The organism is Agrobacterium sp. NPDC090283, assembly GCF_044769685.1.
Taxonomy (GTDB): domain Bacteria; phylum Pseudomonadota; class Alphaproteobacteria; order Rhizobiales; family Rhizobiaceae; genus Agrobacterium.
The window spans coordinates 45,155-71,345 of record NZ_JBIVYG010000013.1; the positions used below are offsets into that span (position 1 = coordinate 45,155).

Consider the following 26,191-nt stretch of genomic DNA (forward strand, 5'->3'; position numbering starts at 1 on the left):
TACGCCTCAACTGTGCCCGCCGAGGCCTGCGAGGCTTCGCCCGGCAACCCGCCATCAGTCTCACCATCAGGGATTTCCCATGCAAAAAATCGTGAAGTTTCTACCTGCCCTTCTGTGGGTCGTCGCGGCGGCGGTCGTGTTCCCGCTGTTCGCACCCACCGCCTACAACGCGCTTCTGTTCTGTGGCCGTCTGGCAGCCGCCCTGATGTGCCTCGGCCTCGCCTTCGTTGCGTTCCGAACGCGGGCGCAATGGCTGGTTCCGCAGCTAGCCGCATCGGTCGTCGCCATCGGCGCGGCCAACTATGTCAGCGGGGAAGGGTTCAAGCTCATCACGCCGAGCGAGGCGCACATGCTCACCTTGGTGAAGGAAGGCCTTGAGAAGCAAGGTCCGCAGGCCGTCGCGGAATATACCGACCTCGCCGTGTCCGGCAGTGAATGCGACAACGGCAACGGCACGTGGGATTGCCGGTTCAACCTGTCCTACAAGATGACCTCCACCGGCAAAACCTTCGACAACGAGTCGCAGTATGTAGAGTTCGAAAAAGGCTCCGGTAAAATTTCGGGCATGCTCGCGGCCGAAGGCTGCGAGCTGGATTTCCAGTGGACCCAGCGCTTCCGGGCGTCGTCCTACTATTCCCCAGCGATAGAACCGGTGCGGTGGTCGTCCTGCAATGTCAACGATAACAACAAGGCCTACAAGCGGAACCTTTTCGTACGCGGTGGTGGCGGCCTGTCGTTTCTGCTCACCAAAGGGGACCCGGCGGCGCAACTGACGCTTGAGCCGTATTCGCTGTGGTATGCCAAAGGCATGGTCAAGGACAAGACGGGCGCAAGCGATGCAGACTGCGCCTACGCCCCCGGTAACCAGCTGGAAGTGCGCTGCACGGTGCAGGGCGAAAAGGTCGTGTGGGAGGGTACTACCGACATTTTCCAGCCGAAGACGCAACTGAAAACCAGCGTCACCAAAACCGTCGTCATCGTGCCGAAGGGCGATCACTGGGCGATAAAAGAGTGACCCGCGCCGTCAGCATGATCGTGGGGGGCTGCCTGCTGGCGGCCCCCGCCGTGGCCGAGGAACGGCCGCTGCCCCTGCGCCAGCCGTTCAAGCTCGATACGGAAACCGGGTGCTTTGACTACACTGGCACGGCGGCGGTGTTCGACGGCCGGTTCAAGCGCGGAGCCTATGTCAGCGTCACCATGGATGACCCGGCCCGCATCCCGGCCATGGATGCCCCCGAATACAAGACCAGCGAGCCGGGGTTCTGGTTCGGGCCGCTCCCGAAAACCGGCTCCTATTCCATCATGTTCATGCCGGGCTACCTGCACGGCACGCCCGGCACGGTGTTGATCTGCGGCCGGACATTCGCGCCCGGAAGCCGGGAGGAAGCGGCCCACCGCAACGAGGTGGTGGACGACATCATGGCCAACGATCTGTACTCGCGGGCGCTCCTGAAGCAACCGAAGACGCTGGCGGTTCACCCCGACGCGGACAGCCCGCAGGCTGACGTGTGAGGGTTCGCGGTGCGCGACGTGATCATGCGGGCCGGAGAAGGTGCGGACGCGTCAGCGCTGCAACCGCGTGTCGCAGGCAGCATCAAACACTACGCCAACCTCCATGAATCGCCCTTCGACGTGTTCGCGGTCTGCACCCCGGTCGAGGCCGGACAACCCGCCAAGACGGTCAAGCTGCCCGGCAACACCAAGGACTGTGTTTTCGCGGGCGGCTGGCTGGAATGCTCATATCTCGCCTCCAGCGACATGATTCCGGCCGAATGATCGCAAGAATCTGGCGAGAAACTGAGCGATCATAAATAAAGAGCCAGCTACCTCAGGGAAAAAGTAGCTGGCCTAGACTGGAGATAAACTTATGAAATCAAATCTTCTTGTCGGCTTCCGCAATTCTCGCATTCGCTTGGGGTGTTGCAACATGGCAAGCACTTCCTTCTGAATAGACGAATGTTGCGATGGCAATTAACGCAGAGGCAACAAGGCTGCCAAGAACGCCCCAGAGTAGCTTGGAATACCAAGGCTCTGGCTTCACGTACCTCTCGACGATAGCTTGAACTTTAGGGTCGACGAGTTTTTCAAATTCGGGGTCCATTATACAACTCCGAGGCCCACTATCAGGCGCAGGGGGGCTAGTTCCTGCTCATTTACCCACTAGGGGTAAAATTCAGTGTTCGTTTTCATGGGATAGCCTCCGGTTTAAAAAAGCCCTCAATCAGGGCACTTTAACTTTGCGACAGAATCATCTTATTGTCAATATTGTCGACAAAATTGACTTTTGATCCCATCTCGCGTATGGTGAGCCAATCTTCACGAACCCTCGTAGAAAACCGAGGAGAAGGAGGTGAAATGACAAACGTTTCCACTACAGCCGGCGACAAGCAGGCTGTAGAAAATCAGCCCGTGCCCAAAAGCAAGGAATGGAAAGGTTTGTATCCGAAGGTAACTGTACGTCTGAACGGCCCCCTGGGAGACGTAGTAGACGAACTTCAAGAAGCAACTCACGCCGCCTCTCCGAGCGACGTGGTGAAGAGAGCTCTTGTTATTTATCATACGTTGGTAAAGCAGAAACTAGCTGGAAACGAACCCTACATTGAGCAAAAGGAAGGGGACACGACCAAACGTATTCCCATTTTCTTATAATATTTTCCAACAAGAGAGGTGCTCAGGCACCTCTCTTGTCTTTTAAGCCAAGCGTACATCAAAACTAGCTGATACTCCCAAAAAACGGCGCTCAAGGGCTTGAAACCTTAAAAGTTTCGATAGAAGCGTGACTTATCGCCGTCGATAATACGTCTCCCATGCCAGCCGGATATCGGCAAACGACCATTCGCGGCGACGGCCAAAGCCGGGGCTTTGTCGAGTGAAGCAGTTCGCCAGCCCGGTTTCCCGCTGGAATTTCATAAACCACGCCGTGGATTTGGGTTTGCCGCGCGGCGTGGGTTCGATCTGCCGAACAATTCCGCTGTGTGCCCAGCACTCGTGCGGGTTCGGTACTGACGCCGGATCGCAAAGAAAGGTTCGCAGTCGCTGCAAGGTGACATCGTCGGGTGACTGATGAATGTCCTTGCGCAATTCAGCCACGGCTAGGGCTGCGCCCTGGCGTGCCGCTTCCCGCAACATCGTTTCCAGTTGGGTATTGGTAAGCACGAGCGCTTGCATCGGTTCCATGAGATGCCTTTCATTATGCGAACTGTTATCCATGCTGCTGGCGGCGACCAGCAAGACCTTCGAGAAATGACCGCTTCGTTAAATTCCGGCCAACTCGCCAAGGCGCTGGGTGACGGGCCGCAACGGATCGACCAGCCCGAGATCGTAGATCATCGTGGTCTCAAGGTTGCCTTTGTGGTCCACGTAGTGGGAGACCGCTTCACGGGATACCCCCTGCCCCGTCAGCATCAGCGAAATCGCGATGCGCTTGAGGTCATACAGCTGGAAGTGGGTTGGCACGCCCGGCAGTGTCTTGAACCGTGCCAATCCTTTACGGAAGTTATCGCGAGGTAGCGATGAGTCTGCATGGGACGGGAACACAAGGTCGCTCTGCGGCCAGCGAAGCCGCTGGGACCGCACCATTTCCGCTACCTTGCTATGGATCGGCACCGTACGATAAGCGTACTCGTAGAGGGAGCGCGAGAGCTTGATACCCTTGGTATTATGCTTGTTCCAAATAAGCTGGCCGAGATCAAAATGCGCAAACTCGGCATTGGCGAGATCGCTCGGCCGCGCCATCGTCAGGAACAGAATGCCCATATAGTTGCAGAGTTCGGCCATTTGCTCGTTGGCCGTCAGGGTATGGGCTTTGACGAGAGCCTCATTGCGTTTTGCAAGGCCGCTCAAGTTTTCGATTTCGGGCACGGCGTCGAAAACCGGGTAGAAGATGTGCGCGGTAATCTGGCGGATTTGCTCCATAGAATAGTCCCGCCTCTGGCGGATGACCTTACGCTTTCGCAAAGGGTGGGCAGGATTGCGCATATCGACCAGTTGCATTCGGATAGCCCAGTTAAACAGGGCCAGAACATGCCGAAGGGCGGTGTTGTAGACATACGGTGAGCTAAACTGCTTCTGGTAGCGCTCAATATCCAGCGGCTTGATCGAGGATAACGGCCGATCCAAGAACATCGTGCCCAGATCAACGTAGTTTCGGATGTTCTTGCCCCTCTTGGTCACGACCTTGGGAGCGCGCCGGAGCCATTTCGCCATCAGCATAACGAAAGAATGCTTATAGCCGTCCGACAACCCGGAAACATGGCTCTCCCAGTAACGGCCTATTGCCTCACGGACCGTCATGAGGTGGATACGACGCGGATCATTTTCATCAAGGTCCGGGTTTTCGCCAGCTTCGAGCCTCTTTTCGCGGTCGATAACCGCCAGTCGCGCAGACGCGACGTTCAGGACGATATTCGATCCCAACGCTTTCCGGTGGCGCTTTTGGTTGAACATGTAGGCATGTACGAATGTCTTATTGCCCAACGCCGTTACGCGCAGACCGAGCCCAGAAACGGAGCCATTGCGAATAACACCGTCACCGCCAACGGGATAATCCCAATAGATTTCCTGATCCTTTTCCGCAGGACACGACGCTCCGGAAACGAGCAAATCAGTTAAGTAGATCTTGGGCATTTCATGTAACTTCCATGTAACGGATTTATACAAAATGTTACATGAGAAGTGAAGTAATGACGAAATTGCACTTCAATGAAATGATTACATTACAATCATTTGTATTTATTTCATGAATCTAAAAATTAAGCCGGAGGCCCTACGAATCTGAGGGTCAGGAGTTCGAATCTCTTCGGGCGCGCCAAATTTTCCAAACAGTTACGTGATTTTGACTCGGCAATGCCGGGTTCATGTAACTTTCATGTAGCGGAACAAAATTTCTGGAATAAACAATACAAAAGGCCCCGAATGGACCTTTTATATCGAATATTCATGCATTCAGATCATAGTGGAAGACAATCTGCCCGCGCTCAGCGATTCTTATCGCCAGACGAGAATGTTCTTGTTCACAAAACTAACCACTTCCGGCTGCGAACAAGTCTTGCCTTTGTAGACCATGCCCTTTGATACGGCGTTCCCTTGATCAGTCAGGCATACCTCAGAGAGGTCGTAAGGTGTACTACGCTTATCGGCTTTAACGGCTACCGCGCTGGTTTCGGCGCTCGGCGCAGAGACACACCCACCAAGAAACATCAGGGCGACAATCGAAATGGAATTCCGCATCGTGAACATTCTCCTTTGTATAGCTTGCCATTAACAAAGCGCGGCACTCCCGAGAAGGCACATTTTCCGCAAATTATTGCATTACTTTTCAGCATCTTACTGAAAAATATCAAATGTTATGCAACTCGAGTTACCTAATCCTCGCGCATCGCCCTGTTGATCTGGTCGGCGAGCGGTTTGACAAGATAGGACAAGGCAGTTCTTTCGCTTGTCTTGATATACGCTTCAACCGGCATGCCTGCGAGCAGGTTGAGATTACCCAGTTTCGACACCTCCTCCGGCTCGATCTGGACACGCACCGTATACCAGCTTTCGCCCGTCTGCGGATTACGGGCAAGGTCGGCAGCAACCGTTTTTACCTGACCAGCGATTTCTGGGGTTGTGCGTTGGTTGAAAGCGGAGAAACGCAGGACTGCCTGTTGGCCAATATGCATCTGGTCGATGTCGGCGGGCTGTATGCGGGCTTCCACCACGAGACGGTCGTGAACCGGAACGATCTGCATGATGGTTTCCCCTGCCCCGACAACGCCGCCGATGGTATGGACCGCAAGTTCATGAACTATACCATCCTGCGGGGATCGGACGTCGATGCGTTTCAACTGATCTTCGGCCGTAATCTTTTGTTCCGTTAGCTCGGCGAGCTTGTTGTCGACGTCGCGTAGTTCCGTCAAGACTTCGGCCAGGCGATCCTGATCAAGCTGAAGGATCTGGAGTTCAGTTTCTGTGACGCGCGTTGCTGCCCTTGCAATCTCGGCCATCAACTGGCCGCGTTCGCCGTCCAGTTGGGCTCTCAGTCGCTCCAGTTCCGCAAGGCGATTGAACTGGATCAATTGCTGATCCGCGAGGCTTCTGACGCGAACGAGTTCCTGTCCAATCCACGACAATTCCTCTTCCTTGGCATTTTTGCGAACAATGAGCCCCTCATTTTCTTGATGTATCTGGTCGATACGCTGCCTCAACTGAGCCTTCTGACCATCTAGTGTTTGTTTTCGGGCGACAAAAAGAGCCATCTCAGCTTTAATATATTCGACGCTGTCTGCTTCAACCTTCTCGCCAAACAATATCGCCGGAGCCGTCACTACCGCCGCGTTCTCACGCTCGGCTAAAAGTCGCATACGTCGGGCGTTCAACTGATCAATCTGCTTCGTAACCATGGCCAGACTCGCCCGCGTCACCGTATCGTCAAGCCGGATAAGCAGATCACCGGCCTTGACGACAGTCCCGTTGCGCACCCGGATATCACCGACAATGCCACCTTCTCGATGCTGGATGCGTTTCACGTTGCCGTCGACAACAACAGTACCCGCGCCCACCACTGCACCGGAAAGATTAGCAGTCACGGCCCAGCCGCCAACACCCAAAACCATCAAGGCAACGGTTCCTGCGCCTGCAATGGTATAAAGCCGGATGGAGTGGCTGGCAGCGCTTGGCTTCAAGGTGTTGGGATTCATGCTTTTTCCGATACTGCGCGCATTGTCGCCTTACGCAAAACCTCGTCACGCGGACCGAAGCCAACCATAGCGCCTTGGGCAAGGACGAGAACGTTATCGACAGCAGAAAGCGCATTGGGCCGGTGCGCGACAATCACCACGATGGCACCTTGCTGACGGGCGATGACAATCGCATTCGTCAGCGCCATTTCGCCTTCCGCATCGAGGCTGGCATTGGGTTCATCCAGAACGATCAAGAAAGGATTGCCAAATAGCGCCCGCGCAAGTCCGATCCTCTGGCGCTGCCCAGCCGACAAAGACGCACCGCTATTACCAATCCTTGTATCGTATCCTTGCGGCATCGACAGTATGAGGTCGTGCACATCTGCCTGTTTCGCCGCCTCGATGACATCAGACGGGTTAGCCGATCCGGAAAACCGACTGATGTTTTCCGCTATTGTTCCATCAAACAATTCCACGCCCTGCGGCAGGTAACCGATCGATGGGCCAAGCGCTTCCGGATGCCACTGGTCAATCTCCGCCCCGTCCAGCCTGACGGTTCCGCGTGCCGGTGGCCAGATGCCGACCAGAGCCCGCACAAGCGTGGATTTCCCGGAACCACTAGGACCAATAATACCCAGTCCCTGCCCCGCTGTAAGTGAGAAGGTGACGTCGCGGACAGTGGGGGACTGGTTGCCTGGAGCTACAACAGCAACACCGGACACAGAAAGTGTTTTTGATGGCGCAGGAAGAGCCATTCTTTCCTGATCCGGGCCAATCTTATCGAGGAGTTGACCAAGGCGCGCCTTTGCCTGCCGAAAGTTGATGAATCCACGCCATTGACCAATCGCCTGCTCAATTGGGGCAAGCGCTCTCGATGTCAGAATGGAAGACGCAATCATCGCTCCCGGCGAAGCAAGCTGCTTAATGGCAAGCCACGCTCCCAGCGCGAGAACGGCAGATTGCAGTGCCAAGCGAAAAATCTTCGAGAAGGTTGAGAAGCTGCTCGTCGCATCACTCGCCTGCCGCTGTTCCTCAACATAGGCTGAGTTTGTCTCGTGCCACTTACGCGCGTAGGCGCTTTTCATGCCCATGGCATGTAGCGCTTCTGCATTCCGTCTCCCAGCTTCGATGTAGTCGGCACGCGCCGATGAGAGCGCGGCTACCCGCCGCGTCGGGTCACGCAGAACCGCATCGCTGCAAAGCGTCAGCACGATCAGCAAAGCCGCACCGGCAATCGCCAGCCACCCCAGATAAGCGTGAAACAGAAACAGGATAGCGATATAGAGCGGCAACCATGGCATGTCGCAGATCGCCACCGGCCCCGGACCGCTCATAAACTGACGCATCTGCTCAAGATCGCGAAGAGGCTGTGCCGCCACCTCTTTTTTGGACATCCTGAGCGGAAGCAGCATAACGGCGTCAAAAGTCGGGCCGCCGAGCTGCTCCTCGATACGTTCGCCGATACGCGAAAGGATTCGCGACCGGATAAGCTCGAGAATACCGAGAAACAGATAAAGAGTGATCGCCAGCACCGAGAGGGCGACAAGTGTCGGTACACTGCGGCTGGACAAAACCCGATCATAGACCTGCATCATAAACAACGGGCCGGTCAACATCAGAATATTGGTGAAAGCACTGAGAAGAGCAACGGACCCAAATGCGTTGCGTGTAGCGCGCAGGGCAGCGGCGACCGGAGGTCGCCGCGCTTCATAGTTCAACTGTTGTGGCAATTGTCAGATCCTAGGCAACGAACCGCACGTCATCCCGATGCAGATCGGCAAGATTGACGTTTGCGAGCGTGATGCCATTGGTGCCGTCAATGTTGATAATCGTGTCATTACCAACCTGCGAAGCTGCAGCCAGAACTGCCTCAAAATCTGCCAGGACACCACCACGAAATTCGAGAACATCATCCGTTCCCGCACCCGCAACGAAATCGCCGATAGTGTCCCAGCCGAAGTCAGGCTTGAACACGAAAGCGTCATTACCCGCACCCCCTTCGAGATAATCACCTGTGTTATGGAAACCTTCGATCACGTCATCGCCAGTTGTGGTAAGCTGCGAAAGAAGCACGGACCGTATATCCGTCTTCGTATAGGTCCAATCCTGAAATACAAAACTCTCGATGCCGGCATCATCGTCCAAGAGAGTGTTCGTCACGAGGATAGAGCCACCATCACCGGCTCCCGTCGCCGATTCTGGAACAGTGATGACCAAATCTTCACCCTGCCGGGTGAACTCAACGTCATCAAAATTTAGGCCCGAAACCGTCAGGCTATCAGCGTCACCCTCTGAAGATATTTCAACGATGGTGTCGCTACCACTCCCTTGCACATAGAAATAGGCGTCATTTCCTTGTCCACCGAAAACGATGTCATTTCCACCATCGCCAGAAAGGCTGTCATCGCCGCTCAGTCCGTAAATAGTATCGTCACCGCTTTGCCCGTGGATCGTATCGACCCCCGAACTACCGTAAAGTGTATCGTCTCCATTTGTCCCTATGATTGGACCATCACTATCATTTCCAAGGATCGCTGAAAGCGCCGCCTTGTCCCACACCACTCCATTCGCGAAGAGTATCGATTCGACACCCTTCCATCCAGCCTGGGATCCGAACTGGCCGGTAACAGTGATAGTTTCGGCTGTACCATTGATAGCAATAATAAGGTCGTTGCCAGTGCGGCTAACAGAAACATCAGACTCCAAGATGTCCGTCAGATGAAGCACATCGGCCTCATTCACGAAATCTCCTTCGCCACTAATTATGTCACTGCCGTCGCCTCGGGTGTAGACGTAGGTGTCGGCGCCTTTTCCGCCGGAAAGAAGGTCGTCCCCGACATTCCCGCTCAAACGGTCCGCACCCTCATTGCCTTCGAGAAGGTCATTTCCGTCTCCTCCCGAAAGTGTGTCATTACCCTCGTTTCCGTAAAGCTGGTCTTCTCCCGCATCACCGCGAATTTCATCATCACCGCCGCGGCCGTAGGCAATATCGTTACCAGCCCCCATGTGTATGCGCTGATTTGAATCCGGATTCCCGATAGAAACGATTTCATTGTACAAAGAGGCGCTTTCGGATTGCTGTAGAAAAGCACGGCTATTTCCTAACGCTCTATTTCCCGCACCACCATTGCCTTGATAGATATCATCGCCATCCGTTCCCTCTTTACGACCAACAAATCCTTCGAGATAGATACCGAAATCGCCCTGTCGAAAGTCTCGAATAGCTGCAATTGGTTCCTCGGTGTAGGGATATGCCTGCATAATAAAGACATACGGGATGGCCTGCCCGCCTTCTGACCTAGTATAGCTTGTTAAATAGTATGCCTCGTCATTTCCATAATAAGTAAGCATTGGCTCGTTTGCGCCGTAGCTTTCATTTTCTGGATAAAGTCTATACTTAATATAGCTCCCCTCAATTTTTAATTGTAATACATTTAGCCCCATACCAAAATCAGTGACTTGCTGCACAGCTAGGCGGCCGCGTCCGTCACCGTCGTGCTCATCGATAATATCGATTTTTGAAAAGACCGATTCGATATCACTCGCCCATCCGGTCATTGAACCGTTCAGGTGCGAAATAAGATAGGTGTCGAAGCCCGTACCACCGTTCAGCACATCCTGCTTTCCGTCGTCCCAGGTCCGATGAGGCACGGTGTCATCTATTGTCTGGGAGAGCGTCTCAGTCGTTTTACCGCCAACAAGCGTGTCGTCCCCGCTTCCTCCCAATAGAAGGTCCGAATAATCCGAGCCAACAACATAATCGTTGCCTTTTCCGGCAACGATTGCCAGACCGTTGGCTGAATAGGGCTCCATTATTGAGCTTATCTTATCATCAATACCTGTAGAGAAGTCATCAGAGTCGTTCGTTCCATAAATGACCAATCGATCGTCAGAATCGTCCGAAGTTCCTTTGTAGTCTACCAACAACTTGGTGACGCCGTCGTCCCAAAGTTGTTGCGGCACATCAAGCAAGCGAGCGATATCATTTGGATTCGGTGGCGACCATGAGGACACGATCGCCTGATCATTGACGTAGTCCGAGGCACTATAGGTCCGAAGCGGAACATTTCCAACGTTGGTAAATCTAATGTCGACGGTTCTTCCGATCCCGGAAGGATCTATTTCAGGCTCCCACAAAGCATTGCCTAATAGTGCGGACAGGCCGCCGCCCACGAAGTCAAAATTATCGTCCTCTCTCGGCACGACAGCAAAGTTCAATATTTCGCGCGAACCATCAGGGTGAACTATGAATTCCGCCGTATCTGCGATCATAAAACGTCCGCTGTTGAACACATACGTGCGCTCTACATAATCATCGACTCCGTCAACGTAATCAAATTGGCGAATATCCAAGCCGTAGCTATCCAATGAGAAAGCGGCAGCCAACGCTTGTTTCGTATAGATGCCGGACGAAATGGCAGTTGAGTTGTTAAAAAACTTTGAAACAAGTTCAAACATAGAGGCATTCGCAAAACGGCCGCCGCCGGTTTGCATGTAAGACGCCGTATCAACAGTAATCTCGCCCCTTTTATCGGCATCTCGGATAAGTTTCTCGTCCAACAGATCCTCGGGAAACGCGGAAGAATTAAATATATAGCTAGTTGTTACTTCATCACGGTAGGACGTCATTCTTGAAACCTCAATCTATTTGATTTGCGCACTCGTCAAGCTTTACATAGTAAACAGCGCTTTTTCCGAAGAAACCGCCCCCATTCACGTCCTCTTTTTGAAATTTTATCCTCACAACCTTGGCGAAGTTTCTCGTTAGATGCTGGTAGAAGGTTTCCTTGGAGAAATAATCATTGGGATCCCCCTGGTATATGCTGCAGCAATTGGGATTTTCCTGAATAAATTTTTCAGCAAAGACGTAATCTGCCCTCAGGTTCGAGGACTGCTTGTAAAATTGAGAATTTGTAGACGGTCTAATACTTTGAGCTACGGCTGCTACGACAAACTCGTTGTCGCTCAGCACCCCCCTGTTTTCACAACTGTAGGGAGTCTCCCACGAGGGGGGCGCCATTTTAAAATGAAGGAATAGAAACGTTACTACGAGTAATGATATTACTGGGATCCCGATCAAAACAATTCTCAAAGCGTCACCTTATAAAAATAGACCATTGCCGATTGTCGAGCACTGAACTGCATGAAATTCTCAAACCACAAAAGCAAACCATAAAATTCAACACCGACATGCGTGCTTCGAAATATTTTTCGACAATGATTAATAGACTTCACCAAAGGGTATTAATGGCGAATAAGCCTTAGACATGACCGATGTTGTTCGCACTCCCTGATTCCGACAGCATCACCGTCAATCATGAAATTGAATCGCTCCGAAGATGCAACTGAAAATTTATTTTTTCTAGTCTGACACGAGGCTATTCGTAACTATTTTTCGTCGATGGGGGCCGAGTGGCTTCACCCCTTCTCTCCCCCAAACAGGTCTTCCGCCCAGCTTCCTTCATTCCGCTGCGCTGCATTAGGTGCAGCCGGTTCCCCGCGAATCCCTGTTGTCCCCTTCCAACCCCACCGCTCACGCGGCTCCGGGAAGCAGGACGGGGCCTGTTTCCCTGTCCTACGAAGAAAACAGGACAAGGGATAAAAACATGACAACCGCTTACACCATCTGTATCCGTAAACTGAATGACGTATTCCGAACCACTTGGATTACAGGCACGGTGCTTCTGACCTCCGGCATTCAGAACCTGTCGGATACCACCCAATCCCGCATTGCCGAGGCCGTCCAAGGCTTCGACGCCTTCACGCCGGACAATGATCCCCACGGTGAGCATGATTTCGGCTCTGTGACGGTTGAGAATTATAAAGTGTTCTGGAAAATCGACTACTACGATCGGACTATGCAATACGGTTCGGAAGACCCGGCCAATCCCGCTGTCACCAAGCGGGTACTTACCATCATGCTGGCAGACGAATATTAGGCCACCTTGCAATGCGCGCAAAGGAAGGCGTTGATTGACGTCTTCCTTTGCGAACTTGCCCCGTCCCGCCGTGAACACGGTGGGACGGGAACGAGGGGCACCCTGAACCCTGCCCCTCGCGCTCCCTCCCCACCCTTCATGGGGCGGCGGAGCGCCCCTCTAGATTCCTGTCAGCACCAGGGCTTCCGTTTACCCGTCCATGTCCGGGCCAGACCTTCCGACACCAGAATGTCACCTAGAGACTGGCTATCCCGCACAAGCACCCTAAGCTTACGTCCGTACTTGTCCTCATCGCGCCCCGGCCATGACTGCATTTCAAAGGGGCCAGCGTTGACCAGTTCCATCAGCCGTATTGTAGCACGATCCCCGAGCGCCTTTTCGGACGCACAACGGGGCTTGCCGATTTCCGGCGCGTCAATGTCAGCAACGCGGATTTTAACGCCGTTGCTCCAGAAGGTGTCGCCGTCCACGATACAGTTGACGCGCACGCTCCCCCTGCAATGTTGGTAGGTAGTGGTGGATGGAGAGCGCGGGAGAGAGGTTTGTTCTGCCCTGCGTTGATCTGCCCGGTAAACCGTAACGCCACGCTCCTTTGTGGAGCCGTGCGCAAGCGGAGCATTCTCGTTGCCAATAAAATAAGACGCGCTTGCACCCACGACGAAGCTCCCCAGCATGCCGACAGCAACGAGTTGGGAAAATACGCGGCTCGAACTGCGCTTTGTTCGAAGCCGTGGCCTGAACCGTAGAACCTTCGACATGAAAACACCCCCCATTTGTTCCAACAGATACAGCCACTCGGTATTGGTTCGGCTAACCAGTTAGCTGCAATTTTAGGGAATTGACATATACAAAGCCCACGCGACGCTTCACCCAGCGGTCATGGGGAACGCACGGGCGGGTGCAGTCGGTCCCGCCTCTCCTTCGGATCACGCTGTTGAGGCTCCTGCGGCTGCACTATCTTCCGACCTTGAGCGTGACGAGAATGCCCGAAATCCCGCCCTCAGGCGGCGCGATGCTGATTTCTCCGATACTCTTCATTATTTGTGGTCTGGTCTTCGCTTGCTGCGCCGCGCGCGCGGCCTGCCCGTCGGTTATTCCAAGCCGGCCACCTCTGTGGCCGTTGCATGTCAAGTGGCTGGAAGGTGAGCGGAGCGCCCACCACTCGGAGAGAGCCGCCCCGGTCCGGGACATGCAAAGAGTCGCGGTGTCCGCGTCATTTTAGTTATGTGGGGGCCGAGGGGCGTTGCCCCTTCTCTCCCCCAAACAGGTCTTCCGCCCAGCTTCCTCCACTGCGTTCCGTGCAGCCGGTTCCCCGCGAATCCCTGTTGTCCCCTTCCAGCCCCACCGCTCGCGCGGCCCCGGGAAGCAGGACGGGGTCCTATTTCCCTGTCCGATTAAGGAAACCAAGACAAAGGACACCATCATGAACATCATTACGAGCGCACAAGAGACTGTCACCACCTTGCACATGGCAGAACCTACCGTGGCCATGCAGCATGAGGTAGAAGCCATCGCCCTCAATCGGCTGGTGCCGAGTGCGGCCAACGTCCGGCGCACCAATGCCACCTTGGGCATATCGGAGCTGGCCGACAGCATCGAGGCCCACGGTCTCATCCATAACCTGACCGTGCGTAAAGCCAAGAAGGGTAAATACGAGGTCGTGGCGGGTTCGCGCCGTCTGGCCGCGTTGCGTCTTCTGGCAAAAGAAGGGCGTTTGGCGGAAAACACCGACATTCCTTGCAACATCCGTGATGCCGAGAGCGACATCGAGCTTTCGTTGGCTGAAAACGTACAGCGGGAAGCCATGCACATCGTCGATGAAATTCTCTCCTATCGCCAACTTGCCGAACAGGGCATGGCGGCAGAGACCATCGCGGCGCGGTTCGGGCAGTCTGTTATCACCGTGCGTCAGCGGTTGAAGCTGGCGAACCTCTCTCCGAAGGTGCTGAATGTGATGCGAGAGGACGAGATGGGCATCGAGCAGGCAAAGGCCCTTGCCATCAGCGACAGCCACGACGAACAGGAACGGGTGTGGTTTGAGAGTCCTTCCTACAACCGAGACCCGCGCACCCTCCGTGCCATGTTGACCAACGAGCATGCACGCAGCACGGATCGTTTGGCCCGTTTCGTGGGGCTGGATACCTACGAGGCCGCTGGCGGTGGCATCCTGCGCGACCTGTTCAACACTGACAACAGTACATTCCTCACAGATCAACCCTTGCTCACCAAGCTGGCCATGGACGGTTTGGAGCAAACAGCGGAACCTCTCAAAGCCGAGGGATGGGGTTGGGTGGACATCTCCCTAGATGCGTCAGCTATCTACGGCAGCGGGTACGGACGGATTTATCCGCAAACCCGAGAGTTGACTGAGGACGAGGAAGCCGAGCTTTCTGCACTCGGGCAGAGCTTAGATGAGGTGCAGGCACGGATTGAGGCCTATGCCAAGGGCGACCCCGCAATTGAGGCTGACGAACAACAGCTGGCCGATGTCGAGCAGCGCATCGAGGCTGTTCGACATGCCCTGAAATCCTACGACCCGCAGCAACGAGCTTTGGCAGGATGCCTCGTTTATGTTGATCACTGCGGTGCTTTGCAGATCGGGCGCGGTTATGTGAAGGCCGAGGATAAAGCAGCGCTGGAGAAACTTCTCCGTGGAGACACCGACGAAGCAGACAACGAGAGCGACAGTTGCACGCCCACCGCTGCGTCCGTCTCAAATCCAGAAGCAGGATACTCCGCCGCGCTGGTGGAAGAACTGACCGCCATCCGCACGGCTGCGATGCGGGTAGAACTCGCGAACCGACCTGCTATCGCTCTCGCTGCTTTGCTCTATCCGCTGGTGGGTCACATCTTCCTTGGCAGCTATGCCTCTATTGACGCGGCCGTGGAAGTGAGCGGCCAGCGCCGCGAGCTTGCGCCTTCGATCAAGGAACCAGCGGAAGCGCGTCCCCTTGCAACGTGGCAAACGATGAAAGAGGCATGGGGCGACACCCTCCCCGGCCAGCCTGCCGACCTTTGGGTGTGGTTGCTAGAACAGCCCATCGACAAGTTGCTGGAACTGCTGGCGTTCGTGACTGCCGCCAATATGAACGGCGTCAAAGCCAAACACGACCAGAGCAAGGGGCGACTTGCGAACGCTGATCACATTGCCGAGGCGGTTAATCTCGACATGCGCACTCACTGGACTGCCGATGCAACGTTCCTCACTCGTTTGTCCAAGGCAGGTATTGCCGAGGTGTTGGAGGACGCGGGATGCGCTCCCCAACTGGTGCGGGCCGTTGAAAAGGCTCCGAAAGCCGAGGCGGTACAGGAAGCTGAAAAGCTGCTTGCGGGCAAGGGCTGGCTTCCGCCCTTGTTTCGTGCGCAAGCAAGTGCTGAATAAGAACTAGCCGGACATCAAAGACCAAAGGCCCTTCAAAAAGGGCCTTTTCGTTTTGGCCATGTCTGTGAGACACTTGTTCGAAAACGAAGGTTCGTACCATACGCAAGTCTCGAAACAGGAGCATTACGTTGCCTATCGGTATCGCCGATAAAGCGCATTCATCTGATGTGTCTGCCACCCAAGATGCGATGATCGAAAATTGGCTGCGGAGCGAAGTCGCGCCTGCTTACGACGCCTACAAGGCAGACCCCACCCGCGCAATCACACTTGATGAAGGTATGGCGAACGTCCGCGCTCGCATCGCTAAAGGTGAAGGCCGTGAGTAAATGAAGTATTACCCCGTCCGCCTATCACCGGCGTCGCAAACCCACCTCCCCAAGTCATCTTTATCACCCCGGCCGTAAGCTAGCGCAACGAGAGAAATACAAACCAGCCTAGAATGTTCTTTTTTGTTCCAGACATGATAGCATCCGGGAATGAAACAATCGAACACGAAAACGTTGCGCAGTGTCTTGCCCGATGTGTCAAATTTACCGATAAAAATCGTACACCAGAATCAGAAGCCCGTTATTGGAAATCACATGAAAACTGCGAAGATAGTCCGCCAAGCACCGCTATGTATCAGCGAGAGCATGATTTTCGAGGGTGACGCCCTAACGGTGCTGCAACGCTTGCCGGACCAGCATGCTCAGTGCATCGTGACTTCTCCGCCGTACTGGGGTCTAAGAGATTACAATATTGATGACCAGATTGGGTTAGAACCTACTCTTCCCCAATTCATCAATAGCTTGGTCACTGTGTTCCGGGAGGCCCGGCGAGTATTACGTGATGATGGTGTATTGTGGCTTAATATCGGAGACGGCTTCACAAGCGGTAACCGGGGCTGGCGAGCTCCTGACAAGAAAAATCCGGCACGCGCCATGTCGGTGCGGCCCAATACACCTGAGGGGCTAAAGCCGAAAGACTTGATGGGTATTCCGTGGCGCCTTGCATTCGCATTGCAAGACGATGGTTGGTATCTGCGAGCCGACATTATCTGGAATAAACCGAATGCCATGCCGGAGAGTGTAAAAGACCGTCCGACCCGAGCACATGAATATCTCTTTATGTTTTCCAAGCAGGAACAATATTTTTATGACCGCGATGCAGTGAAAGAGCTAAATGGCCGCAACATGAGGTCTGTCTGGAACGTTAACACTAGTCCGTTTCCCGGCGCTCACTTCGCAACTTTCCCACAAAAGCTCATAGAGCCTTGCCTAAAGGCATCTACGCGAGCAGACGATTTCGTCCTTGATCCCTTCTTTGGATCCGGCACGGTAGGACTAGCTGCGGAGCAACTTGGTCGAAGTTACGTTGGAATTGAGCTTAATCCCGACTACGTTACTCTCGCTGCAAATCGCCTCCAAACCTCCTCTGAAGCTGTCGTGCGGGTGGCAGCATGATTCCGGCTCCCGATTTACAAATTGAATTTGCGGCCAATCTTGCAGAGGTGCGTCACTTGATGCTGCAGGAGGCTTTGCAAGAGACCATCAGAACGTTAGATATTCGCGCTTTAGACGTAGAATTGGCTAAGTTTACCCCCAGCCACAGCTTACAGCAACTCGCAGGCTTCAGCTTGCGAGGCGAGTTGATATTTCCCGTTCCGTTGGTACTGAGAGCTAACCCACGTTTGCTAGGTTACTATCGCCTTCTTTACGGCTACAGTCAGAAAGCTTTCTATGTACCACATATTGCGGGAAAATTCGCGAGCATGGAAAGCCGAGGAACACTGCGTAGCGAAATCGATCGCGAACTGGACGCCTTCTGCGAAGAGATGTGTGATGCAGGTGCCCAACTCCTCACCGGCATTTTGGCGCAGCCTGTTACGCTCGCTCTTCTCAATGATCTGACGATACTAACGCTTGGCCCTCAATGGCGTGGCGGAGCCAACAATCGTAAGGGCACAGCAGGTATTATTAAGGTATTCAATGCGATCCGGGATATCGTACAGAACCATTTGGTAACGGCTGATCCACGGAAGATGACCGTTCGTAACGCGGCTGGTCGAACCGTTCTCATCGAGTTTGCGTCTGACCCCGACATTGTCATCCGCGAAGAAATGCGGACCGACAGCTACCGCAACATCGTTGCGATTGAAGTAAAGGGGGGTGAAGATTTTTCCAACATTCACAATCGTATCGGTGAAGCTGAAAAAAGTCATCAAAAAGCGAAGGCGAACAAATACGTAGAGTGCTGGACTGTCGTCAACGTGGATCGTGTCGATATGGACATGGCAGCGCAAGAGTCCCCATCAACAAATCGCTTCTATCGAATTTCCAGTCTCGCGCAGGCCGAAGGAGACGAATATCAAGAGTTTCGTGACTTGGTCGTAGCAATGACTGGCATCCCCACTATGCCCTAGCAAGCAGACAATCTGTTCACATTCCCGTGATGAATACATCTCGAATTGATCGACCCTCACGAACTCACACGCACATTTTTACGCACACTAAAATTTTCAATCGAAATAGATAAATAAAACCAAATACATACAGATAGACCACCCTGACTCTTAATCAGCGGGTCGTAGGTTCGAGCCCTACATCACCCACCAAATTTCTCCAAAATGACAAGATGTTGCGATGCGAACTTAAAGCATCGCAAAAGCGTTTGGGTCTCTACGTCCCGTCGCTTCGACGGCATGTGGGGGAAATTCGCCCTCACCATCCGCGACGCAGAACAGTGCGGCCGCGGTTGACGGATGCATTTCGAAATACCTACAATTTTATTTCCGGCACGCTTGCCTTTGCGCCCACAAAACGCAGTGCCAACGGTCGTCCGGCGATGCGGCTGCCGAATTCCTCGGTAAACGGAACGGGCGCCGCCTGCTTTACGGCGTCGATGGCCGAATCGATGAAGGCCTTTCGTCGCGGGCTGTCCTCCTGCGGGCGTGCGGCCGTCACCACCACCTTTCCCCTTATCTGCCCATCCTTGTGCAGAATGAACTGCAGCGTCACCACCAGCCCCTCGGTATCGTCAGGCGGTACCCAGCAGGCAAAGATGGCATCGAACATTGCGTTGAGATTGGCGGCCGGCGTGGGATCCTTGCACACACGCGACTGGCCTGACGCCTGCGTAAAAAAGCCTGCAGTCAGGATGGCAAGCGCCAGGAGAGCCGGCAGCCCGAAACGGCGGGAAAATGAATGACCGCACAAATTCAATATCCTTCATCGCGGGATGATCCGCCTGCTCGGACTACGACCCAGCTTTTCCAAAATTGAAGACTTCAGAAAACCCGTGAAATCATAATAATAAAACGTAATTATTTGCAATAATAAAATAAAACGCGACATAAATAAATAAAATATCCAAAAAATAAGCATGAATATCCAAATAATAAAAAATACATCGCAAGTAATTCAAAATTAATATTCAAATTTATAATTTAGTAATTCAATGAATTTCTCACGGCACGGGCGAATACACGCTTCGGCGAGCCATGAAAAGCGGTCGTCGCTTCCCCGATGGCGCAGCCATGAGAACCGCCGCACCGGTGATGATTTGCTTCAACCCGTTGCGCACCTTTCCCCAAAGCTGTCTCAATCGTCCTTATGATCGGCCGCATGAGATTGCTCACCAACATATTGCTTTTCATCCTCGGCGCGGTCGGGAGCGGGATATGTGCGTTTTTATTATCGGCAGCACTTGCCGATTCCGGATTTCTCGGCTCCTGTTTTGAGGGAAATTGCGCTTATGCAGCGCTTTTCATGGTGTTGCCCGTCACATGGTTCGTGCTTTTTGCGCTTTATGTGATGGCTCTGTTGATCTGGCGGCGAAAGCCTTTCCGGAATGGAAGGCTCTGAAAACGGACAAGGTGACACCATCGTCGTCGTGCGCTCGTTGACAGCGATCAAGACTTGCCGTTAACGTCCGCCTGCTGGGGGATTCGCTGCCAGTGATATGCGGGCCTCATGAGCATACCCGATATCACCGGCCTCTGAATGTGCATGTTCGATTTGCGTCTCGCGTATGATGGGCATGACGGAAAACAGGGAGACCAAAGGATGCGGGCCTCAATCAATTCCCCGTCGCTTTCGATAGACACCATGGATTATCAGGCCGAGTGCCAGTTCGCGCTGGAGCCTTCCATTCACGGGCTGATCGAAAAAGCGGAACATGCCGGCTGGAACCGCCAGCAGGCCGCCCTTGCCATCGTGGCGCTCGCCAGCGAGCATCTCACCGATCTATTGTCCGCCGGCGGCCTTTCCGCGCCGGATCAACGTCCCCTCTCCTGATCCTTCCCGAAGCCGGGCGGATCAGCGCCTGCGCGCGTAAAACATCATCGTGAAAATCGACGCAGCAGACCCGGAGTGTCCCTGTCGACACTGCCGGAACGGCTCGTGCCGTGAGGTCTCGTCGTGTGGCGCAAAGCCGGTCTCGTGCGTCAGCGACCCCCCGCATAGCCCGTCGCGCCCGAGCCTGCTCATCCCCGCCAGGCCCCCCGATCGCGTGCCAGCGACCCTGCCATAGTCTTGACACAAGCGACCAATAATGAGAACATAAAGTGAACATTATGGAGCTCAGCGATGAACACAGCAGACGCAGCCATAGAAAATGCACTCTCGGTCGTTGCCCGCTCGCGCGACATGCGCGAACGCGCGCTCGAACGGCGCCGCGAACTGCAACGGCGAACGGAAGTCATCATCACCCGGCCGCTTTACGTGCTCAAAAAGAACGAAGGGCCGAAACAGTTGTCGCTGAAACTCGACAGCTAATCGCCGATGCAAGCCTATGCGAAACCGGCAAGGGCAGCCGTGAAAGCAGGGGCACCGCCTTCGCCCCCCTCACGGCAAAATCCCGTGCGGATCACCTCACGCACGGGATTTTCAGAATGAAGAGGTTGTTGTTCTTGGTCTATTGCATGCGTTGCATTGCGGCTTCCGGTTCACCGGTCGTCGCAACCGCTGCCGGAAGGCGGTCGGTTTTTTTCAGGATGACGACCGGCTTTTCCACCGGCTCTGTCGGCGGAACGATGCTTGCGGTTTTGAATTCACGGTCTACGGCAGGAACGGAAGCGTTGATCTGTTGATGACCTGCGCATTCCGCAAGCGCTGCACTGGCGGAAAAACCAAAGACAGCGGCGATAATGAGAACTGATTTCATGTCATTCTCCCTTCGCTCTTGTGGCAATCTCCAGTCTAGGTGGAGACGGACCGGATTGAAAATCACACTTTAGAGACATCTAAAGCTCATGATCATTTCGGCAGTCGTCGTCATCGGTGTGCGGGGGGCAGGCAACAGGCAAATGCCGTCGCCCCTATTTCTTGCGCACATCCAGCGGATTTCGGCAAAGCGGTCTGCGAAATATCATCGCCACGTAACTTCCCTTAAGAGAAATGAGACTTGGTGTGTAAGTCGAAACCTTTGCCGAATTGGCGGCCTTTATCGTTCTCCCCTCAGAGGATTTCTGCTGCATGGCACGCCTCCTTCCATAAGCCATAACGAAAATGCGTCGGTCTTGTTCCCATCGTTCTCTCTTTGCTCCGAGAGAGATCGAGGCGCTGCCGCGTATTTCTTCTCCCCGCCGGGGAGAAGGTGGCCCGAAGGGCCGGATGAGGGGGCTAGCGCAGAGATATGCGGAGAGCTTGCCCCCTCATCCCGCTGCCGCGGACTTCTCCCCGGCGGGGAGAAGAAACAAGCGGCGACCTTCCAGCCATATCCAAGGCCCCAAATGCACGCGCTTGAAAATTCCGCCCAAAACCTCTATATGACCCAGCGCGAGGACGACCTCGGCCATATCGGCGACAGCATGCGGGACGGCCCGGTCACATACCGGAGAATGAAATGCGCTCCCTGCAAGATCGTATCCGCCACGCGCTCAGCTTTGAAATCATCGGCCTTCTGCTCGTCATCCCCTTGGGCGCGCTGCTGTTTGGCATGCCCATGGAGGATATCGGCATCGTCGGCATCGTCAGCGCCACGCTCGCCACGATCTGGAACTATGTCTACAATCTCGGCTTCGACCATGCCATGCAGCGGCTGAAAGGCACGACGCTGAAAACACCGGCCATTCGCGTCGCCCATGCCGTGCTGTTCGAACTCGGCCTCCTGATCGTGCTGATGCCCTTCATCGCCTGGTATCTGAATATCAGCCTTGCCCACGCGCTGGTGATGGATATCTCCTTTGCGCTGTTTTACGTGGTCTATGCTTTTGTCTTCAACTGGAGCTACGACCGGGTTTTCCCCCTTCCGGAATGGAAGTCGCAGCAGGACGCCGTCTGATCGACGGCTTCCGCGACACGCAAATAGCACCTCAGTGCAGCGATGCCTTGAAGAAACTCGTGACATCGGCGTTGAAGCCGCGGTGAAAGCCTGCCCGGTCGAAACCTACCGCATCGCTGCAAATCTGGGGCACGGCCTTTTCCATCTCGGTGGGGCAAGGGGTGATAAACGAAAAGTGCCCCGCCCCTTTCACCATCCGATAATCCGGTTTCACCGGCAGATCGTCACGCAGCCGCAATACATCCTGCGGCGCAACGCCATCGCCACCCCGTTCCGAACTCCACAGTTGGACGGGAATGGTGATGGCCTTCAGGTCACCAGCACCGGGAAAGGCATTCAACGGGTCGGCAGCCACCACCGCCTTCACGCGCCTGTCCTGGCCGCCATGCTGCGGTAATGTCGTCTTCTGCCGCATCTGCGTGCAGATCGGCGCCTGCGGGTCGGGACAGGGCAAGCCGGCATTGGCAAAATCGGGCGTGCCGCCCGCGAGCACCAGCGCGGTATAACCGCCGCGCGAAAATCCGAAAACGCCGATCCGCCCGGCATCGATCGAGCCGACCTCGCTCCAGCCTTCAAGCAGATGATCCAGCAACCGGGCAACATCCGCCGGCCGGCCCGTCAGCGCGGAAAGCTCTCCCGCCTTCTTCATCTCAAGCGCATTGTCTCCGGGGTGATTGAGCGCCGCGACAATGAAGCCGGCATCTGCCAGCGCGGCGGCCGTATCCCGATGGCTGAAATAGGTGCCGCCAAAGCCATGGGAGATGACGATGAGCGGATATTTCCCGTGAGGGATCGGGCAATCCCGCACGGCGGGCAAAACGAAGGGACCGATCCTGACCTCCGCCGGCGCCACCGCGCAGGGCGACCACACAGCCCCCTTCATGGCAGCTTTGCCTTTTGCCGATGGAACGTCGATCAGCCTGAGACCGGCCGCCATGGCGGTACCCGTTCCAGACAGGGCGGAAAGCATGAAGCAAAGCAGCAGCAGAAATCGCATCACGAACTCACGGATCGGTCATATTGTGCACAGGCCGATCAGTGACCGGCGCTACGCCAACATAAAGCCGTTTCCTGTGGCGGCAATATCCGCCAAGCGCTTAAAGCGATTTCAACGTCCAGGCCACGATGTCGCGGGTGGCGGCGGCAAAGGCCTGATCCAGCGCTTTTACGAAATTGGCGTTGCCGGAACCGCTGACACGGGCACTGGCGCGGAACACCTCCTGCGCCTTCACCGTGCCGTTGCGGTCGTTCAGCAGCTTCACCGATATCTCGATATTGGCGATATTCTTCGCCGTATCGATCTCGAAGGCGCGAATATCGGTCACGACCTGATAGTCGATCGCCAGCCCCTGCCCCGGCCGGCCGACGCCGCCGAGCTTGCCGGTATCCTCGAAGGCTTCCACGAGCTTGGATTGCACCATGCGCGGCAGGCGGTCGCTCCATTGCGAATTGCCGAGATATTGCACCTCTGAGCCGGAAAGGCGCACCACGATGTTTTCGCTGTCCAGCGCCTTTAACGCGGTCGGATCGGCGATCAGCAATTGCCGGCTCTTCAGCGAAGGGCCCTGCGCCACGGCTGCCGAAGAAACGGAGAGATCGAAAGTGTCGTTCTTCGGCGCCCCTGCACAGCCTGCCATCAAGGCGGCAAACAGCGGAGCCAGAAGGAGGGCGCGGCGCCTTTGGCCGTTCATCGATAGTCTCATTGGCCCATACCCCTCTTAGCGCCTTGTTCTGCCATCATATTGTTTCACGGTTTCGCCGCCGAAAATCAACCGCTGCGGATCCCGGTCGATATTGGTGATGGCATTGTTGAGATTGTCGACAGTCACCCGCGTGCTGCCGATCAGCGCCTGGAAATCTTTCAGGCCCGAGCTGGAGAAACGGGTCAGATTGTCGGCGATCGGGCCGATCCGGGCATTGAGATTGTCGGCGACGGCCTTGAACGAGGTCAGTGTTTCACGCGCCTTGGCAAACAGCGAATTCGCGTCATCGGTGCCGAGCATACCGTCCACCTTGGCGAGAATGCCGTCGACGCGGCTGGAGGCGAGGTTCAGCTTGCGGCCCATTTCGGTAAAGTCGGAAACCGCCTGATCGATATCGGCGCGCCGCGCGCCGACGTCATCGGCGATCCGTTTGAAGTTCGCCACCGCATCGCGCGCATCGGCGGTCGCAGAGGAAACGTCATCAACCACGGTGCCCACCTTGGCGGGATCGACGGAGGCGAGAAGATCATCCGCACGCTTTACGACCGTCTGCACCTCGGTGCTCGCCGCCTCGAAATTGCGCGCCGTGCTCTGCACCGTCTCCATGATGCCCTGAATATCGCTCGAAGCCGACGCGACATCCTTCGTCACCTTGTCGACATTCGACAGGATGGAATCGATCTTGCCGGCATCCACAGCCTTCACCAGATCCTCGATGGCGGTCAACGTGCCGTCGAGACGCACCGAGACCGACTGCACGGTGGTGGAGAGCGAGCTGAGGCTGGCGATGAAATTCTTGATGCCGTCGGAATTGGCCGCCAGCGCATCGGAGAATTTTTCGGCATTGCGCACCGTCTGCGTCAGCGGGCCACGGGCATCCTGCACGAAACCCTGCAATTCGCCGATCGCGCCATCGGCGCGCTTCAGGATCTTGTCGGCAGTCGCAAGCAGGTTGGTAACGCTGGAAAGATCGGCCGTCAGTTCGGCGGGAACGCCGCTTTCGACGGCTTTCTGCAGAATGCGCTCGCCATCCTTGTTGCCGCCGGAAAGCTCGATATAGGCAGCACCCGTCAGGCCCTGAATTTCAAGCACGGCGCGCGTGGACGGGAAAACCGGGGCATCGGCCTGCACTTCGGTGAAGGCGATGGAATAGGCCGGGTCGTCGCGGTCGATGGCAAGGCCGCGCACGGTGCCGACCGGAATGCCGTTGAAGCGCACGGGAGAACCGACGGAAAGACCGTTCGCGGAGCCCGGAATACGCACGACAAGCTGCGCCGTCGGGCCGCCACGGCCGAATTCCGCCATCCAGTAAACGAAGCCGAATGCGGCGGCGATCACGATCAGCGTGAAAATTCCGACTATGGTGTAGTTCGCCTTGGTTTCCATGCTTCTTGTTACTCCACCGGATTTTCATGTTTGCCGTCCGGAAGAACGACAGAGCGCGCCCGTTTGCCGCGGAAATAGGACTGCACCCACGGGTCGTCGCAGGCGAACATGTCCTGCAATGTCCCTTCCACCAGCACCTTCTTCTGGCCGAGCACCGCAATGCGGTCACAGACGGAGAACAGGCTGTCGAGGTCGTGCGTCACCATATAGACGGTCAGGCCGAGCGAATCACGCAAGCGTGCGATGAGCATATCAAATTCCGCCGCCCCGATGGGATCGAGGCCGGAAGTCGGCTCATCGAGGAAAACGAGGTCGGGATCGAGCGACAGCGCCCGGGCGAGCGCGGCGCGCTTAATCATGCCGCCGGAAAGCTCGGAAGGATATTTGTCGCCGGCATCCGGCTTCAGGCCCACCATCTCGATCTTCAGATAGGCGAGCTCGTCCATCAGCTTCTTCGGCAGATCAAGATATTCGCGCATCGGCAGCTGGATGTTTTCCTTCACCGTCAGGCCGGAAAACAGCGCGCCCTGCTGGAACAGCACGCCAAGCCGCTGGTCGAGCATCATGCGGTCGTCTTCGCTCGCCTTGTCGTAATCGGTGCCGAGAATGCGGATCGCGCCTGCCTGCCGCGGCAGAAGCCGCAAAATCGCCCGCATCAACACGGATTTGCCAGCACCGGAGGGGCCGATAAAGCCCAGAATTTCACCACGATAGACATCGAGGTCGAGATTTTCGAGCACGTTCCGGCCGTTGAAACCGACGGTCACGCCCTCGACGGAAAGTACCACCTCTTTGCCGTCTTTTCCGGTTCTGGTCTGCTGCTGCGGTGTCTGATCCTGTTTCTCCAACGCGGCCCCC

At 55.4% G+C, this 26,191-nt stretch carries 28 protein-coding genes; 13 read left to right on the forward strand and 15 right to left on the reverse strand.

The window, feature by feature from the left end; translation table 11 throughout:
- Positions 1–79 precede the first annotated feature (79 nt).
- From ACIQUH_RS18375 to ACIQUH_RS18385, 3 genes are read left to right on the forward strand one after another with little or no spacing between them, the layout of a single operon-like run.
- A complete protein-coding gene (locus ACIQUH_RS18375) occupies positions 80–1,015 on the forward strand; it encodes a hypothetical protein (RefSeq protein WP_400817601.1) in 936 nt (311 codons plus the stop codon).
- A complete protein-coding gene (locus tag ACIQUH_RS18380) occupies positions 1,012–1,512 on the forward strand; it encodes a hypothetical protein (RefSeq protein WP_400817603.1) in 501 nt (166 codons plus the stop codon). The genes ACIQUH_RS18375 and ACIQUH_RS18380 overlap by 4 nt, the downstream gene beginning before the upstream one ends.
- Positions 1,513–1,521: 9 nt before the next feature.
- Positions 1,522–1,776 (forward strand): hypothetical protein, encoded by a 255-nt coding sequence (locus ACIQUH_RS18385; RefSeq protein WP_400817605.1) that lies wholly within the window; start codon positions 1,522–1,524, stop codon positions 1,774–1,776.
- Positions 1,777–1,873: 97 nt separating this feature from the next.
- On the opposite strand, the gene ACIQUH_RS18390 is transcribed toward ACIQUH_RS18385, so the two are convergent.
- Complete coding sequence (locus tag ACIQUH_RS18390) at positions 1,874–2,101, reverse strand: hypothetical protein (protein ID WP_400817607.1); 228 nt, start codon at positions 2,099–2,101, stop codon at positions 1,874–1,876.
- A gap of 254 nt (positions 2,102–2,355) precedes the next feature.
- Here ACIQUH_RS18390 and ACIQUH_RS18395 point away from each other — a divergent pair, with 254 nt between their 5' ends.
- Positions 2,356–2,649, forward strand: coding sequence for a hypothetical protein (locus ACIQUH_RS18395; protein WP_400817609.1), 294 nt, complete (start codon positions 2,356–2,358; stop codon positions 2,647–2,649).
- Positions 2,650–2,781: 132 nt separating this feature from the next.
- On the opposite strand, the gene ACIQUH_RS18400 is transcribed toward ACIQUH_RS18395, so the two are convergent.
- The 7 genes from ACIQUH_RS18400 to ACIQUH_RS18430 all read right to left on the reverse strand — a co-directional run bounded on the left by ACIQUH_RS18400 (position 2,782) and on the right by ACIQUH_RS18430 (position 11,754).
- A complete protein-coding gene (locus ACIQUH_RS18400; protein ID WP_400817611.1) occupies positions 2,782–3,177 on the reverse strand; it encodes a hypothetical protein in 396 nt (131 codons plus the stop codon).
- A 78-nt stretch (positions 3,178–3,255) separates the two neighbouring features.
- Positions 3,256–4,626: a tyrosine-type recombinase/integrase gene (locus ACIQUH_RS18405; RefSeq protein ID WP_400817613.1), complete on the reverse strand. Its 1,371-nt coding sequence runs from the start codon at positions 4,624–4,626 to the stop codon at positions 3,256–3,258.
- Between the two features lie 360 nt (positions 4,627–4,986).
- Entirely contained in the window at positions 4,987–5,229 is a 243-nt protein-coding gene (locus ACIQUH_RS18410) for a hypothetical protein (RefSeq protein WP_400817615.1), read from the reverse strand.
- A 134-nt stretch (positions 5,230–5,363) separates the two neighbouring features.
- Positions 5,364–6,680, reverse strand: coding sequence for an HlyD family type I secretion periplasmic adaptor subunit (locus ACIQUH_RS18415; protein ID WP_400817617.1), 1,317 nt, complete (start codon positions 6,678–6,680; stop codon positions 5,364–5,366).
- Positions 6,677–8,392, reverse strand: coding sequence for a type I secretion system permease/ATPase (locus tag ACIQUH_RS18420; protein WP_400817619.1), 1,716 nt, complete (start codon positions 8,390–8,392; stop codon positions 6,677–6,679). Before ACIQUH_RS18420 ends, ACIQUH_RS18415 begins: the two co-directional genes overlap by 4 nt.
- Positions 8,393–8,402: 10 nt before the next feature.
- Positions 8,403–11,291, reverse strand: a complete 2,889-nt coding sequence (locus ACIQUH_RS18425; protein WP_400817621.1) for a calcium-binding protein — start codon at positions 11,289–11,291, stop codon at positions 8,403–8,405.
- Positions 11,292–11,301: 10 nt separating this feature from the next.
- The gene (locus tag ACIQUH_RS18430; RefSeq protein WP_400817623.1) at positions 11,302–11,754 is read right to left on the reverse strand and encodes a hypothetical protein; all 453 of its coding nucleotides are present in this window, start codon (positions 11,752–11,754) and stop codon (positions 11,302–11,304) included.
- Positions 11,755–12,268: 514 nt separating this feature from the next.
- Here ACIQUH_RS18430 and ACIQUH_RS18435 point away from each other — a divergent pair.
- Positions 12,269–12,601: a DUF3768 domain-containing protein gene (locus ACIQUH_RS18435; protein ID WP_400817625.1), complete on the forward strand. Its 333-nt coding sequence runs from the start codon at positions 12,269–12,271 to the stop codon at positions 12,599–12,601.
- A gap of 170 nt (positions 12,602–12,771) precedes the next feature.
- On the opposite strand, the gene ACIQUH_RS18440 is transcribed toward ACIQUH_RS18435, so the two are convergent.
- Complete coding sequence (locus ACIQUH_RS18440) at positions 12,772–13,359, reverse strand: thermonuclease family protein (protein ID WP_400817627.1); 588 nt, start codon at positions 13,357–13,359, stop codon at positions 12,772–12,774.
- A gap of 665 nt (positions 13,360–14,024) precedes the next feature.
- Here ACIQUH_RS18440 and ACIQUH_RS18445 point away from each other — a divergent pair.
- The 4 genes from ACIQUH_RS18445 (at position 14,025) to ACIQUH_RS18460 (ending at position 18,384) form a co-directional block, all read left to right on the forward strand.
- The gene (locus ACIQUH_RS18445; RefSeq protein WP_400817629.1) at positions 14,025–15,983 is read left to right on the forward strand and encodes a ParB/RepB/Spo0J family partition protein; all 1,959 of its coding nucleotides are present in this window, start codon (positions 14,025–14,027) and stop codon (positions 15,981–15,983) included.
- Positions 15,984–16,111: 128 nt separating this feature from the next.
- Complete coding sequence (locus tag ACIQUH_RS18450; RefSeq protein WP_400817631.1) at positions 16,112–16,309, forward strand: hypothetical protein; 198 nt, start codon at positions 16,112–16,114, stop codon at positions 16,307–16,309.
- 255 nt (positions 16,310–16,564) lie between these two features.
- Complete coding sequence (locus ACIQUH_RS18455) at positions 16,565–17,425, forward strand: DNA-methyltransferase (RefSeq protein ID WP_400817633.1); 861 nt, start codon at positions 16,565–16,567, stop codon at positions 17,423–17,425.
- Positions 17,422–18,384, forward strand: coding sequence for an XcyI family restriction endonuclease (locus tag ACIQUH_RS18460; RefSeq protein ID WP_400817635.1), 963 nt, complete (start codon positions 17,422–17,424; stop codon positions 18,382–18,384). The genes ACIQUH_RS18455 and ACIQUH_RS18460 overlap by 4 nt, the downstream gene beginning before the upstream one ends.
- A gap of 355 nt (positions 18,385–18,739) precedes the next feature.
- Here ACIQUH_RS18460 and ACIQUH_RS18465 read toward each other — a convergent pair whose 3' ends face one another.
- Positions 18,740–19,177, reverse strand: a complete 438-nt coding sequence (locus ACIQUH_RS18465; RefSeq protein ID WP_400817637.1) for a hypothetical protein — start codon at positions 19,175–19,177, stop codon at positions 18,740–18,742.
- Between the two features lie 396 nt (positions 19,178–19,573).
- Here ACIQUH_RS18465 and ACIQUH_RS18470 point away from each other — a divergent pair, with 396 nt between their 5' ends.
- The 3 genes from ACIQUH_RS18470 to ACIQUH_RS18480 all read left to right on the forward strand — a co-directional run bounded on the left by ACIQUH_RS18470 (position 19,574) and on the right by ACIQUH_RS18480 (position 20,737).
- Positions 19,574–19,825 carry a hypothetical protein gene (locus tag ACIQUH_RS18470; RefSeq protein WP_400817639.1) on the forward strand — a complete coding sequence of 84 codons (252 nt, stop codon included), beginning with the start codon at positions 19,574–19,576 and terminating at the stop codon, positions 19,823–19,825.
- Between the two features lie 201 nt (positions 19,826–20,026).
- Complete coding sequence (locus ACIQUH_RS18475; RefSeq protein ID WP_400817641.1) at positions 20,027–20,257, forward strand: hypothetical protein; 231 nt, start codon at positions 20,027–20,029, stop codon at positions 20,255–20,257.
- A gap of 291 nt (positions 20,258–20,548) precedes the next feature.
- Positions 20,549–20,737 carry a hypothetical protein gene (locus tag ACIQUH_RS18480; protein ID WP_003524758.1) on the forward strand — a complete coding sequence of 63 codons (189 nt, stop codon included), beginning with the start codon at positions 20,549–20,551 and terminating at the stop codon, positions 20,735–20,737.
- 139 nt (positions 20,738–20,876) lie between these two features.
- Here ACIQUH_RS18480 and ACIQUH_RS18485 read toward each other — a convergent pair whose 3' ends face one another.
- Entirely contained in the window at positions 20,877–21,125 is a 249-nt protein-coding gene (locus tag ACIQUH_RS18485; RefSeq protein ID WP_400817643.1) for a hypothetical protein, read from the reverse strand.
- A gap of 681 nt (positions 21,126–21,806) precedes the next feature.
- Between ACIQUH_RS18485 and ACIQUH_RS18490 the strand changes: the two genes are divergently transcribed.
- Positions 21,807–22,244 carry a PACE efflux transporter gene (locus ACIQUH_RS18490; RefSeq protein ID WP_400817645.1) on the forward strand — a complete coding sequence of 146 codons (438 nt, stop codon included), beginning with the start codon at positions 21,807–21,809 and terminating at the stop codon, positions 22,242–22,244.
- A 31-nt stretch (positions 22,245–22,275) separates the two neighbouring features.
- Here the strand turns inward: ACIQUH_RS18490 and ACIQUH_RS18495 are convergent, their stop codons facing one another.
- From ACIQUH_RS18495 to ACIQUH_RS18510, 4 genes are all read right to left on the reverse strand, one after another.
- Positions 22,276–23,241, reverse strand: coding sequence for an alpha/beta hydrolase family protein (locus ACIQUH_RS18495; protein ID WP_400817647.1), 966 nt, complete (start codon positions 23,239–23,241; stop codon positions 22,276–22,278).
- A gap of 100 nt (positions 23,242–23,341) precedes the next feature.
- Positions 23,342–23,947: an ABC-type transport auxiliary lipoprotein family protein gene (locus ACIQUH_RS18500; protein ID WP_400817649.1), complete on the reverse strand. Its 606-nt coding sequence runs from the start codon at positions 23,945–23,947 to the stop codon at positions 23,342–23,344.
- A 15-nt stretch (positions 23,948–23,962) separates the two neighbouring features.
- Positions 23,963–25,333: an MlaD family protein gene (locus ACIQUH_RS18505; RefSeq protein WP_400817651.1), complete on the reverse strand. Its 1,371-nt coding sequence runs from the start codon at positions 25,331–25,333 to the stop codon at positions 23,963–23,965.
- Between the two features lie 8 nt (positions 25,334–25,341).
- Positions 25,342–26,181, reverse strand: a complete 840-nt coding sequence (locus ACIQUH_RS18510; protein WP_400817652.1) for an ABC transporter ATP-binding protein — start codon at positions 26,179–26,181, stop codon at positions 25,342–25,344.
- Positions 26,182–26,191: the final 10 nt, after the last annotated feature.